13 protein-coding genes are annotated in these 12,984 nt (G+C 60.7%); 5 read left to right on the top strand and 8 right to left on the bottom strand.

Going from position 1 to position 12,984, the window contains the following annotated elements; translation table 11 throughout:
* The first annotated feature begins 253 nt into the window (after window positions 1–253).
* Window positions 254–751, top strand: a complete 498-nt coding sequence (gene smpB, locus WB650_RS16600) for an SsrA-binding protein SmpB (protein ID WP_422305501.1) — start codon at window positions 254–256, stop codon at window positions 749–751.
* Here smpB and WB650_RS16595 read toward each other — a convergent pair.
* From WB650_RS16595 to WB650_RS16575, 5 genes are all read right to left on the bottom strand, one after another.
* Window positions 748–1,614 carry a nucleotidyltransferase domain-containing protein gene (locus tag WB650_RS16595; RefSeq protein ID WP_422305500.1) on the bottom strand — a complete coding sequence of 289 codons (867 nt, stop codon included), beginning with the start codon at window positions 1,612–1,614 and terminating at the stop codon, window positions 748–750. The genes smpB and WB650_RS16595 overlap by 4 nt on opposite strands.
* 47 nt (window positions 1,615–1,661) lie before the next feature.
* A complete protein-coding gene (locus WB650_RS16590) occupies window positions 1,662–2,678 on the bottom strand; it encodes a M48 family metallopeptidase (protein WP_422305499.1) in 1,017 nt (338 codons plus the stop codon).
* 22 nt (window positions 2,679–2,700) lie between these two features.
* Entirely contained in the window at window positions 2,701–3,261 is a 561-nt protein-coding gene (locus WB650_RS16585; protein ID WP_422305498.1) for a LemA family protein, read from the bottom strand.
* A gap of 127 nt (window positions 3,262–3,388) precedes the next feature.
* Complete coding sequence (locus tag WB650_RS16580) at window positions 3,389–3,811, bottom strand: Hsp20/alpha crystallin family protein (RefSeq protein WP_422305497.1); 423 nt, start codon at window positions 3,809–3,811, stop codon at window positions 3,389–3,391.
* Between the two features lie 182 nt (window positions 3,812–3,993).
* Complete coding sequence (locus tag WB650_RS16575) at window positions 3,994–4,197, bottom strand: hypothetical protein (RefSeq protein WP_423961258.1); 204 nt, start codon at window positions 4,195–4,197, stop codon at window positions 3,994–3,996.
* Between WB650_RS16575 and WB650_RS16570 the strand changes: the two genes are divergently transcribed.
* Window positions 4,196–4,939, top strand: coding sequence for a tRNA1(Val) (adenine(37)-N6)-methyltransferase (locus tag WB650_RS16570; RefSeq protein WP_423961256.1), 744 nt, complete (start codon window positions 4,196–4,198; stop codon window positions 4,937–4,939). The genes WB650_RS16575 and WB650_RS16570 overlap by 2 nt on opposite strands.
* Before the next feature lie 77 nt (window positions 4,940–5,016).
* Here the strand turns inward: WB650_RS16570 and WB650_RS16565 are convergent, their stop codons facing one another.
* Together WB650_RS16565 and WB650_RS16560 are read right to left on the bottom strand one after the other, a co-directional pair.
* On the bottom strand, window positions 5,017–5,874 hold the full coding sequence (locus WB650_RS16565; protein ID WP_422304849.1) for an alpha/beta fold hydrolase: 858 nt from the start codon (window positions 5,872–5,874) through the stop codon (window positions 5,017–5,019).
* Window positions 5,875–5,889: 15 nt separating this feature from the next.
* Entirely contained in the window at window positions 5,890–7,185 is a 1,296-nt protein-coding gene (locus tag WB650_RS16560; protein ID WP_422304848.1) for a YhjD/YihY/BrkB family envelope integrity protein, read from the bottom strand.
* Between the two features lie 132 nt (window positions 7,186–7,317).
* On the opposite strand from WB650_RS16560, the gene WB650_RS16555 reads away from it, so the two are divergent.
* Genes WB650_RS16555 through coaE form a run of 3 tightly spaced genes read left to right on the top strand, consistent with a single transcriptional unit; the run spans window position 7,318 to window position 12,161 of the window.
* Complete coding sequence (locus WB650_RS16555) at window positions 7,318–9,771, top strand: glycosyltransferase (protein ID WP_423961254.1); 2,454 nt, start codon at window positions 7,318–7,320, stop codon at window positions 9,769–9,771.
* Window positions 9,768–11,546, top strand: coding sequence for an ABC transporter ATP-binding protein (locus WB650_RS16550; RefSeq protein WP_422304846.1), 1,779 nt, complete (start codon window positions 9,768–9,770; stop codon window positions 11,544–11,546). Before WB650_RS16555 ends, WB650_RS16550 begins: the two co-directional genes overlap by 4 nt.
* 9 nt (window positions 11,547–11,555) lie before the next feature.
* A complete protein-coding gene (gene coaE / locus WB650_RS16545) occupies window positions 11,556–12,161 on the top strand; it encodes a dephospho-CoA kinase (protein ID WP_422304845.1) in 606 nt (201 codons plus the stop codon).
* Here the strand turns inward: coaE and WB650_RS16540 are convergent.
* Window positions 12,158–12,934 carry an adenosylcobinamide-GDP ribazoletransferase gene (locus tag WB650_RS16540; RefSeq protein WP_422304844.1) on the bottom strand — a complete coding sequence of 259 codons (777 nt, stop codon included), beginning with the start codon at window positions 12,932–12,934 and terminating at the stop codon, window positions 12,158–12,160. The two genes, coaE and WB650_RS16540, sit on opposite strands and share 4 nt — an antisense overlap.
* Window positions 12,935–12,984: the final 50 nt, after the last annotated feature.

Here is a 12,984-nt window from a genome sequence, read left to right as displayed (position 1 = left end):
AACCGTTATTGTCTGCGGGTAAATTTCGCAGTCTGCCAGTTTTACGGGTCGACAGCACCCGGCGTGCGACCATGGCCATGTTGTCTTCGTCGAATCCAGTTCGCCCCCACGATTGTGGGTCTTCCATCCGAGGCCAGTGCGTGAAAAAACGGAAACGGCTACTACATCCAATCTAAGGTCCAACGCCCGCGTGCGCAACCCTGTCCTTTCGCCCCTTATCTGCGCGGCCCTGTGCGGATAAACTCACCCTGTTATGGCGCGCGATTCCAATACTCGCAACGGCAAGCCTTCCGCCGACGGATTGGACCTGGTGGTCGACAACCGCAAGGCGCGGCACGACTTCTTTATCGAGGAGACGCTCGAAGCCGGCCTCGCACTCACCGGCACCGAGGTCAAGTCGCTGAGGGCCCATCGCGCGAACCTGCGCGACAGTTACGCGCGCATCAAAAACGGCGAAGCGTTTCTCGAGAGCGTACACATCGGCGCGTACGCTCCCGCCGGCCAGTTCAGCCACAAGGAGACCCGCGCGCGAAAACTCCTGATGCATCGCCGCGAGATCGATAAGCTATGGGGCCGAGTCCGCGAGAAGGGCTATTCGATCGTCCCGTTAAAAATATATTTCAAAAACGGTCGCGCCAAGGTCGAGCTGGGACTCGCAAAGGGCAAACACTCCTACGATAAGCGCGACGTGCTCGCGCGCAGGGCGTCAAATCGCGAAATCGAGCGTGCCCTCAAAGGACGCAACCGCTAAAGTGCTTTTTCAGTTTTCACTGAGGCAAGTTGCCGCAATTCCGCAGCCAGGCGCTGGAAGCTGACGACGCTCACCGCTAACTCTGCGGGAGTCGCGCCAACCTTTCCCAACACGGTCGCGACGGTCTCATGAAACCGCGCCGGCTTGATTGCGAATCGCCGCGACTCGGCGAACGCGCCCTTTTCATTGAGAAAGAACCTGCGATTCAGCGCATACAGGACAAACGTCATGAAACCTGCCGCGCGAAACAGGCATCCCGCGACGTACATCACGTCGCCACGCTCGGCCGGCTTCCCGGCGATCGAAATTTCGAACTCCGCGTCGAAGATATGCTTCGTCACCGCAGCCGTCCGCAGTGTTTCAGGATAATCGCCGACTCGAGATTTCAGTCGAGCGAGCGTGCCCGCCGAATCGAACAGCGGACGGCAGACATGAACTTCCCCCGCGTAAATCTGGATATGAAATCCCAGCGGATGCCCAAGCTGATAGATGCTGCGGAGCCGCCCGGCGATACAATCTTCAATTGCATCGCGCACCGCCCCAATTTCACGGTAAAGAAAATCGACATGGTTGCCGCCGATTTCCAGCCAGCCTCCGCCGTTCACAGCCAGCCCCCAATCCGCAAACGAAGTCACCAGGTTATCGCCATGACGATCGTCCAGCTCCTTCGCAGCCGCTCCCAGAGCCGCGATCGAGAACGGATGCTCGCCGTCGTAGTAAATTCCCAGATCGATATCCGAATGTTCGTCCGCAGTCCCGCGCGCCCGCGACCCGCCAAGCACGATCGCCTGAACGCCCTCAATCTTTGAGACCCGCGCAACTACTTGATTGAGTATCTGGTCGATTTCACGCTCTGTCGGCATCCGACGAGCTTAAGTCGACCGACCTCATCGAGCAACGTCGCTAGCGCTCAGTTGTTGGCCTGTGTCGATGCGTCGTCAATCGCCGATGCGCCCGCCGCGCCCAACAACGCCTGCAATCTTGCGATGCGCCTGCTCAGCGGCGGATGCGTCGAAAACAGGTTCGCGAAGAATCCTTCGTCGTCGTCGCGGAGACCCTCGCGCGGATTCACTATGAACAGATGCGCTGTCCCTGCTGTGCCCTGCTTCAGCGGCGACTCGATCTTCGCGATGTGCTCGAGCGCGCGCAGCAACGCTCGCGGGTTGCGCGTGAACTCAACCGAAGACGCGTCCGCAAGATATTCGCGCTGTCTCGACACTGCCATCGCAAGTAATTGCGAAAAAATCGGCGCCACCGCCGCCAACACGATCACCGCGACCGTGATCAGCGCCGCCGCCTGGTTGTCGCGATTGTTGCTGCTCCGCCCGCGGCCGCCGAAACCGCCCCAGAACATCCAGCGGTACACGAAGTCCGACAGCATCGCGATTCCGCCGACCATCACCGCGATCATCATCATCGTGCGGATGTCGTAATCGGCGACGTGCGACATCTCGTGCCCGATGACGCCCTGCAACTCTTCGCGGTCCATCTGATCGACCAGCCCCTGCGTCACGCAGATCACCGAATGGGCCGGGTCGCGTCCGGTCGCGAACGCATTCGGCGAGGGATCGTCGATGATGTACGGCGTGGGCACCGGCATCCGCGCCGCCGTGGCCATCTCGTTGATGACGTCGAGCACCACCTGATGCTGGGCCGTGTCTGCCGTCAGCGGGCGTCCATGAAGGGAGACCAGCACGAGCGACGCGCCACTATAGTATGAAACCATCGATTGCACGCCGGCGAACACCAGCGCCGCGATCGTCAGTACCGGAAAGCCGACCAGGTGTCCGTCGACGATCGCAACGTCGTGCGCCGCAATGTCAAGCCCGAGACCAAGCGCCCCGAGTAGTAACATGAACACGACCACCAGCACCGCGGTCTCGCGGCGATTGGTCGCTTCGAGCGCCCTGAAATTGTTTGCCGCCATCGCGCACGTCCGCCGCGGATGCTTAAGCGCGAGGCGCGGTCATCGAAAGATCAACCTTGGGAACAGCCTGCTCTTCCGAAGCGACTTTGAAATATTCTGCGGGCTTGAAACCGAAATTGCTGGCAATGAGATTCGTCGGGAAGCTCTGGATGCGCGTATTGAGATCGAGCACGACGTCATTGTAAGCCTGCCGTGCGTATGCGATTTGGTTTTCCGTGGTCGTCAGCTCTTCCTGCAGCTTGAGCACATTTTCGTCGGCCTTCAATTGCGGATAGTTTTCGAATACTGCCAACAATTTACTCAACCCGGTCGTGATCTGGTTTTCCGCGGCCATTCGCGACGCCTGGTCCGGCGCGCTGATCGCCTTGGCGCGCGCCTCGACCACCTGCGTCAGGGTGTCGCGCTCGAACTGCATATAGCCTTTGACGGCTTCGACCAGATTTGGAATCAGGTCATGACGGCGCTTCAACTGTACATCGATTTGCCGCCACGAATTATCTACCTGGTTGCGCAGACTGACTAATCGGTTATAGGCAAATATGGCCCACGCGACGATAGCCACTATGATAATCAGAAATACCATTTGCACTCCCCGTTAAATGGTCAGCGATCTGGCTTCGTCGGCTGCGCTCACGACGCCGGCAGTGTTTGACTGCCGGCGTCTGGCCAAAAATCTCCTAGCCGTCTGCGCGAAGCGCTCAGCGCGCCGGCTAGTTGTTATCGAACTCCACTTTGATCTTGAACGGCTTGCTCTCGGGTCGCTTCGGCACCGTCACTTCCAGCACCCCATCCTTGTAAGCCGCCTTGATTCCATCGTGGCTCGCGTCCTCAGGCATCGTGAACGCGCGACGCATCGTGCCATACGCCCGCTCCGACAGATGCACTTCCGCATCTTTGGACCACTCAGGCCGCTTGCGCTCCGCCTCGACGATCAGATTGCTGTCCTCGACGCGCACATCGACCGACGCGCTGTCGATACCGGCCATCTCGAAGTAGAAATGGTACGCGTCCGCGTCTTCGACGACGTCAGTCGCCGGCCCAGTCTTGCGGCCGGGCTCGAGCTCGTTCCACAATACGTTCCAGTGGCGAAGCAAAGAGTCATTTGGAGTAAACCCGTTCATCCGCACTTCCATCTAAAGAGAACCTCCTGTGTATTTCTTTGGAGTGATTTCAAATTCCGGGCCGCTCGGCGCCGAGGAAGGCTCTATCTGTCCTTCGCTCGAATCGCCTTGCGTCCCACAATTTGAAGGTAAGTACGAACTGGAAGGCGTCAAGCGACGACGCACGAATCCCTCATTTCACAAGGGGAAAGCCGCTATTTCGTCGTTTCTACTGCCTTGGAGAGGATAGAAATCTCCAGCCGGAAGCGCGAGGCCATCTTGCTATCGCCGTTGCGTTCGGCGATTTTCATACCCTCATCCAGCTCTTTGATCGCCCGCGGAATTTCGCGCTTGCCGAGAAACACACCAACCTTGCGAAAGATGCGCGCGTAGAGCTCTCCTTTCTCGGCGGCGTTCATGACAAGCAATTCAAGTTCAAGCAACGAAAGTCGCGATACGATCCTCGACGGTTCTATCACGCTGATCCAGCCAACGCACGGCTATCGGTTCTCGATCGAAGCAATCCTGCTCGCTCGCTTCGCCCACGCAAATGCGCGCGATCGAGTGCTCGAGCTGGGAGCAGGATGCGGCGTCGTATCGATCATAATGGCCACGCTTCACCGCCCGCGCGAAGTCGTCGCGATTGAGATCCAGCCGGCACTCGCCGCGATGATCCCGCGAAGCGCCGCAATCAACCAACTCAAATCTGTGAACGCAGTCAACGCCGATCTCCGCCACAAGAAGATCCCGGGCGTCGAGCCCGCGAGCTTCGATCTGATCGTCGCAAATCCTCCATATCGCGCAACCGCCTCCGGCCGCGAAAATCCCGAGCACGGCCGCCGCGTCGCGCGAGGCGAGGGTGAAACCGTCCTGATGGATTTCGTCGCAGCGGCGCGCCGCTACGCGCGCAGCGGCGGCCGCGTCGCATTTGTTTTCACCGCGCGCAGGAGCGGCGAGTTGATTTCCGCGATGCGCTCGAAGCAACTCGAGCCCAAGCGTATCCGTTTCGTTCATCCGCGAATTACGACTCCCGCATCGGTGATGTTAGTCGAGGCTCGCGTCGGCGGCGGAATCGAAGTAGCTATTGAGCCGCCGTTGATACTGTACGAACGGCCGGGAATATATACTGCCGAAGCGCGAGCATTACTCAGTTCGAGTTAAATACCTCGCCCGTTCTTTTACGGGAGAGGAGGCCAACCGCTCAGCGGTCGGTAGGTGAGGGTTCTGGATCGCAGCAACTAACTTTTCAGCGTCAGGAATTCGATCGCTTGCTCGGCGGCGTACTCGGGCTTTTCCATCGGCATAAAGTGGCCCGCGTCCTCGACGTCGATTACGCGTCCGTGCTTGAGCCGCTGCGCGACTTTTCCCGACAGCGACGCGCCAAGCGAGTCCCCGCGCGCACCGAAGATTACCAGCATCGGCACAGTACTGCGGAGAATTCGCCCGAGCCCGTCGAAGTCGCTCGCCGTCTCGTAGAATTTTGCCTCGATCTCAGGCGCGCACTTGAGTTCACGCCGGCCGTCATTGGTCGGACGCGTCCCGAACTCGCAATAATCACGCAGGATATCTTTCCGCCAGGTGTTATACGGCGGCTTGTTTTCAAAGTTCGAGTACATCGCGTCAACGCTATCGAAGATGCGCTTGCGCTTCAGCGTCCGCTCGATAAACGGATTGCGCCATCCGAGTTCCGGCGCGTCCGGCGCCTCGAAAATTACCGGCTCGAGCAGAACAGCTCGTGAGATCAAATCCGGACGCTCGGCCGCGAGCGAACCGATCGCCGTCGCGCCCGCAGAATGACCAACCGCCCTGACACCGGACCAGCCCATCGCGGTTATGAATCCTTCAAGGTCAAGCATCGTCGCGGCCCAGCTGTACTCGGTGTCAGGAGCCGGCGAACTGTCGCCGTGCCCGCGCTGATCATAACTGTAAACGTGCCCGATCGCGCGCAGCCGCTCTGCAAGCGGCCGATAGATGCGCCCGAGAAATCCGGTCGCGTGCACAATCACGATCGGCGCGCCGTCGCCGCCCCAATCCAGCGTATGGAGCCGGACCCCGTTGACGTTCACGAAGCTGCTGCGGGGTTCTCTTTTTTCCATGTATTCAAATTTTGTTCACTGGTTGGCTTTGTGCTCAGTAGCCGCCGTCTCCTGATCGACCGCCTTCGCTTCCGGCGAGCGGATATCTTCGAGCGTGATCGTCTTGAGCAGACTGTCGCGCGCCGTGTCGATCTTCCTGAGTACGAGGTCGACGCGCGGATCGCCATCGCTCGCGCCGCTATCGAAGTCTACTGCTTTGATCGCATCTGCCAGGACGATGGTCGAAGGCTGGCGCGCCAGGAACAGTCCCTGGTTCAGCGAACCGGCGCCTGGGTCGGCCTCGATCACAAAGCCGCCGGACTTGAGCCCGTCGATGATCGGCTTAATCGTGGCTTCCGGTACGTAGAGTTCGCGCGAGAACGTCCACGAGGTTATGTCGTCGCCGCCGTGGTAAGCGCGGTCCGCGAGGCGAATCAGGATATGCATCGTCGCCGAATACAAAAAATTGGGCGACGTCGGCCCAAGCATCGGTGGGATGTCGCCGCGCTGAATCGAAGCGGTCAGTTCGGCGCCGAACAGAATTATCGACCATGCGATGTAGATCCAGACCAGAAAAATGGGCAGCGTGGCCATCGCTCCGTAGATTGCCCGATAGTTGGCGACACCGACCTGAAAGCGCACGTATCCCCACTGCGCGAGCTGAAAAAGCACGGCAGTGACCAACGAGCCGATCAGCGCTGGGCCATAGCGGACCTTGGTGTACGGAAAAAAAACGAACAGGAAAAAGAATCCGGCCCACACGAACAGGTACGGCAGCAGATGCGTGACGAATGGAAACTCGGAAATCCGCACCGATAAAACCGCGGTCACGCCAAGCGCGGCCACGATGAGGAACGGAACCGTGAATAGCACGCTCAGGTAGTCGGAAAATTTGCGAAAATAACTGCGACTCTGCGGCACGTTGAAGATGGTGTTGAGCGCCTGCTCGACCGTGCCCATCGTGGAAATAACCGTGATCAGCAAAAATGCGCCGCCGGCCGAACCCAGCGCCGCCGCGTTGACGTTCTCGACGTAGCCCATCAGCTGCGACGACGATTTGCCGAGCCCCAGGTATTGCTCGACCAATGGGCGCAGTCGTTCCGCGCCGCCGAATCCTTTAACCGCGGAAAAGGCGAGCGCGAGAATCGGTACGATCGACAGCGCGACAGTGAAGGTCAGCGCCGACGCTCGCAGCAGATCGTTGTTGTTGATGAAGCCCTCGACCGCGTGATTCAGGATGTGCCAGACGCGGAGAGCGGTAGTATGCTTCGAGGCCCTGGATTCGAGGTCCAGCGTCTTGCTTTCGAGCCAGCTGGGAGCGTGTCGCGCCACGTTAGTTGCAGGATTGCGCCGCCGCCGATTTGACCGTCACAGATCGATTGTCAGGGCACGACTTGCGCGAAGTCAAGTCTGCGGCGCGATGCGCGTTGCGCGCCCTTCGCCTTTGCGATTAGCTCATCGTTCATGGCTCGGCTGGTATCGCACGGAAAATACCTGCTCGACGGCGCGCAGAAGTTTTACATCCGCGGCGTTTCGTACGGCCCGTTTGCGCCGAATTCCCGCGGTGAAAGATATCCCGAGCCCGAACGCGCCGCCGCCGATTTCGCGCTGATGAAACGGCTCGGCGCCAACGTGATTCGTCTCTACGTGCCGCCCCCGTCGTGGATGGTCGAGGAGGCGCAGAAGGCCGGCTTGCGCATGATGCTCGGCATCCCGTGGCCGTTCCACATGGCGTTCCTCGATTCTCCCGACATGATGCGCGAAATCCGCGACGCCATTCGCAACGCCGTCCTCGACACGCGTCAATTCGGCGAGACGATCGTAGCCTACAGCATCGGCAACGAGATTCGGTCGGATATCGTGCGATGGCACGGGCCGCGCGCGGTCAGCAAATTTCTCGCGGAGCTCCGTGACCTGGGAAAACAGATCGATCCCGCGGCGCTGTTCACCTACTCGAACTATCCGTCAGCGGAATATCTTGATCTGAGTTTTCTCGATTTCATTTCGTTCAATGTGTATCTGCATCGCGAAGAAGATTTCCGCCGTTACCTGACGCATCTGATGGGACAAGCGGGCGAGCTGCCGCTGGTGCTCAGCGAAACCGGAATGGATACGATTCGCGAAGGCGAGGAGCATCAAGCGGAACTGCTTGCGTGGCAATGCCGCGCAGCATTCGAGCTCGGACTGTCCGGCTTCATCGTGTTCGCGTTCACCGACGAGTGGCACACTGGTGGCGTCGAGATTACCGACTGGGCATTCGGACTGACGCGTCGCGATCGCTCGCCCAAGCTCGCCTTCGATGCGGTCGGCAAAGTCTTCAGCGAAGATCTACCGCCTCGACTCTCGGCCGCTCCCAAAGCGACCGTGGTGGTGGCTGCCCACAATGCGGCGTCGACGCTCGGCGATTGTCTTTCCTCGATTCGCGAGCTCAACTATCCAAACTACGAAACAATCGTGGTCGATGACGGATCGACTGATACGACGTCCGAAATCGCCAACCAGGACAGCGTCCGCACGATTCGCATCGAGCACAAGGGTCTGGCCGTGGCGCGCAACGCAGGCGTCGAGGCTGCGTCGGGCGAGGTCGTTGCGTTCATCGACGCCGACGCGCGCGCCGATCGCGACTGGCTGTATCATCTGGTCGAGACGATCAAGCGCCGCGATGCGGCCGCGGCGGCCGGCCCAAATTTCGCTCCCGACCCGCAATCTGCTCGCGCCGCTGCGATGGCTGCCGCGCCTGGACTGCCGCGAGAGGTGCGTGCCGGCGACGATCGCCTCGCGCAACTGTGCGGATGCAACATGGCAATCACGAAAGCCGCGCTGCTCAAGGCCGGCGGCTTCGATCCGATGTTTACCACTGCCGGCGATGACGTGGATCTTTCCTGGCGTCTCGCGGCGTTGGAAGAAACGCTCGCGTACGCTCCAGGAGCCGTCGTGATTCACGAGCGGCGCGCGACTCTTGCTGCCTATCTCCGCCAGCAACGCGGCTACGGCACCGGCGAAGGCCTGCTGTATCGCAAATATCCGCTGCGCACGGCGGATCAGGACGGGATGTACGCCGGAGCGTCGTCGATCGGCGCTCTTCTCGGCGGCGCGCGTGTTTACTACGGCGAGTTCGGCCGCGGCCTCTTTCAGACTGTCTACTCGTCGGGCAACTCGTACGCTGATCTGCCCTTGACGTTCCAATGGATCGTCGTGTCGCTGATTCTTCTGATCCTCGGCAGCGTCAACCGCGTGCTTGGAGTGCTCGGCGCCGGTGGAATTGCGCTGTCGATATTGGCTGCGGCGCTGAGCGCCGCGTCGGTTCCCTTGCCCCGCCCGCATTCCGGCCCTGCGGTTCGAATTAATCTTTGGATCGTCAACCTGCTCGGCCCAACCGTTCGGAGCTTCGCGCGCGAGCGAATCAAATGGCGATTCGAACCCTCAACCGACATTCAGGATTCCAACGGCCCCGTGAAATTGAGCGGCCAGATCGAATTCGTGACGTCGCACGTTGCTCCGCGTTTCGATTCCGCAACGATCCTCGGCGCCATGCGCGACGCGCTAATCCGCCGCGGTGTCGCGGTGGCTGAGACCGACGGCTTTCAGTCTTACGATCTCGAGCTGGTCGTTCCTCCGATGATTCGCGCGCCGATAAACGCTTTGCGCAAAGACGCGAGCATCGCTCTGATCTGGCGCATTCGACCCGATCCTCGGCGTGGGTTGATTGCCGCTGCCGTCACGTTCTTGGTTTTGTTGGCCGCGGGTTTTTCGCTGAGCACGGCAATCGTCGGAGTCGTTCTAGCCGCTGTGGCAGTGGGGTTGATCGCGATCGCTCGTGCGCGACGCATCCCCGCGATCATCAACGCAGGCGCCTCCGAAGTAGCCGGCTCACTCGGAATCTCAATTGCGACGCGCGCGGACGACGAAGCCCGATGACCACGCTGGAACTTTACGGCCACGCCATTCGCCGGATGCGCCCGCATCTCGGCCGTCTCGCGATTGCGATCGCCGGCGTGTTGCTCGCGTCCGCGACCGAAGTGCTCAAGCCATGGCCGCTCAAAATCGTAATCGACAATGTGCTGCGCGGCGCGCCGCTCGTCAGCTCATGGATTCCCTCGATGCCGCGCGGCGAGCTTCTCATCGCGGCGTGCATCAGCCTGGTCATCCTGTACGCGCTGCTGGGCGTGCTCAACGTCATGACCAACTACGTCACCATCTCGATCGGCCAGCGGATGGTCAACGAGTTGCGCGCGCGCCTGTTCGACCATCTCCAGCGCCTCTCGCTCTCATTCCACCGCCGCCGCGAAGTAGGCGATCTGATGGTGCGCATCACCTACGATACCTACTCGATTCAAACGATCGCGATGAACGGATTCTTCCCGGTGCTGTCGTCGCTGATTCTGCTCGGCGGAATGTTCGTCGTAATGATCAGGATGGATGCGACGCTGACGCTGGTTGCGCTCGCGATCATTCCGCTCCTGATTCTGCTCATAATGTCGATCAGCGGGCGCATCGACGCGATCGCCGGCGGCGCGCGAATCAAGGAGAGCCGCCTGTACACTGTCGCGCAGAGCGCCCTCGCGGCGATTCACGTGGTGCAGGCCTTCACCCGCGAGGGCGAGTCATATCGCGAGTTCGTCGAGTCGAGTAGCGCGAGCCTCGACGCGACGCTCAGCCTCTACACTCTGCAAACACTGTATGCTGGCGCGATCGGCGTGTTGATCGCGTGCGGCACCGCGCTCGTGATTTACCTGGGCGCGCAGCATGTCCTCGACGGCCGCTTGAGCATCGGCGCCCTCATCGTCTTCATAACTTACCTCGCCTCGCTCTACGCGCCGGTGAATCAGATTTCGCAAACCTACGGACAGATCGAAGGCGCCAAGGCCGGTCTCCGGCGATGCCTCGAGCTGCTCGCGATCGATCCGGAAATCAAGGACCGTCCTGGTGCGCAGACGCTTGGCCGCGCGCGCGGCGAAATCGAATTCGACAACGTCGTGTTCGCCTACGAACCCGAACGCACCGTGCTCAAGGGCATCAACTTCAAAGCGTCGCCCGGCGAGACTATCGCGATTGTCGGTCCGAGCGGTTCCGGAAAAACCACGATGGCCAGTCTGCTCGCGCGCTTTTACGAACCACAGGGCGGCGCGATCAAGATTGACGGCAACGATACTCGCTACCTCACGCTCGATTCGATTCGTGGCAATATCGCGATGGTGCTGCAACCGCCGCTGGTGCTCGGCGATACGATGCGCGTCAACGTCGCGTTCGGGAAACCCGGCGTAGACGACGCGAAAGTGCTGCGCGCGATCGAGATGGCCCGCTTGGAACCGATTCTCGCCAAGCTGCCGGCTGGCCTGGACGAAGTGATGGGGCAGGGCGGTCACAGTCTCTCCGAAGGCGAGGCGCAGCGCGTGACCATAGCGCGCGCACTGCTCAAGGACGCGCCGATTCTCATCATGGACGAGCCGACCAGCGCGCTCGACACCGAAACCGAGTCGATGGTGCTTGCTGCGGTGCGCGCGGCGATGCGCGGACGGACCACGCTCGTCATCGCGCACCGGCTCTCGACGATTCAGAACGCCGATCGAATACTGGTGCTGCGCGACGGCGCAATTGTGGAGCATGGATCGTTCGACGAGTTGCTGGCTCGCGGCGGTTTCTTCAGCTACCTCTATAATATTCAGGCATGGAGCCGCGAAGCGGCGGGCTAGAGATTTCGAATGATAACAGTTGGTCTCACTGGCGGAATCGGATCGGGCAAGAGCACCGTCGCGCAGATGCTCGGCGAGTTCGGCGCGCCATTCCTCGACGCCGACAAAGTCGCGCACACCACTTATGCGCCCGGCGCCTCTGCTTATGAAGCTGTGATTGCAGCCTTCGGCGCGGAGGTGCTTGCTCCCGATCGCACGATCGATCGAAAGAAGTTGGGATCGATCGTCTTTGGAAATCCCGGGCAGCTGAGCAAGCTGACGTCAATCGTGTGGCCCGCGACGTCTGACAGTATCCGCCGCAACATTATCGAATTGCGCGCGAGCGGCGCGAAGCTGCCGATAGTCGTGGAGGCCGCGATTCTGATCGAAGCGAATTGGCAGCCGCTGTTCGACGAAATCTGGCTGGTGCGCGCTCCGCGCGAACAAGTACTTGCCCGAATCGAGATCCAGCGCGGGCTGAAACCCTCCGAGACGGATGCGCGAATCCGCGCCCAGTTATCTGACGAGGAGCGCGCGAAACACGCGACTCTCGTGATCGAGAACAACGGATCGATTGAGGATTTGCGCGAGCTGCTCAAAGAGGTCTGGGCCGAAGCGCTCAAGCGCAACGGCTAAGCCCGGATCGCCGCCAGCACTGCGAACGTGACAACCTCGGCAATCGCGCATCCGCCCGCCAGCATGTAGCCCGCCGCGCCATGCATCCGGCGGCTGAGCACCAGGCGCATCGCGAGAATCGTCAGCGCCAGCGCGATGATCACCGCCAGCCCGACGTTCTGATACAGCCCCATCGTGAGTCCGAGCGCGATCACGCTGGAGACGGCGAACTCGCGAAACGAAATGCCGCCTTCGTACGGGATGCCCAAGCCCCAATGCTCCAGCGGCTTCAGCCCGTAACCGATTGGAATGATCGCCCATCGCGAGAGCATCATCGCCATCACCAACGCGCCCGCCCGTCCTGCGTCGTCGGTGATTTGCGACAAGCACCAGACCTCGAATGCGAACGCGACGATCGCCGCGCCAGCTCCCATCGGCCCGATTCGCGTCAGTCCGGTCGATGCGGGCCGCGTCCCTCGTCTCAGCACCTCGACGGTGTCTGCCACTCCGCGATTCACGAGCCCAAGCGAAAGCACCACGCCGACAATCAGCACGATGAACGAGCGTCCGATCGGTCCGGCGACGAAAGCGGCAGTTCGATCGACGATCGCGAGAACTACTCCCAGGACGAATCCGACGATCGGAAAATAGACCATCGCTCGCGCGCGCTGTGCCGCCGTGCCTTGGGACCTTTCGTCGAGTACTGGCCACAATGTCAGCGTTGCGGTCGCCAGCACCGCTTCGAACAGCAATTCGCGCGCAGAAGGCAGACTTGTTTCGCTCGCGGATTCCATCGTGACCGAGGTTGATTACAACAGATCGCGGCGGCGCTACGATAGGCGCA

It is taken from the genome of Binatus sp. (SeqCode), from assembly GCF_049584895.1.
In the GTDB taxonomy this organism is placed as follows: Bacteria; Desulfobacterota; Binatia; order Binatales; family Binataceae; genus Binatus.
The sequence above is the reverse complement of the archived record's forward strand: the minus strand, read 5'-3'. Positions and strand labels throughout refer to the sequence as shown.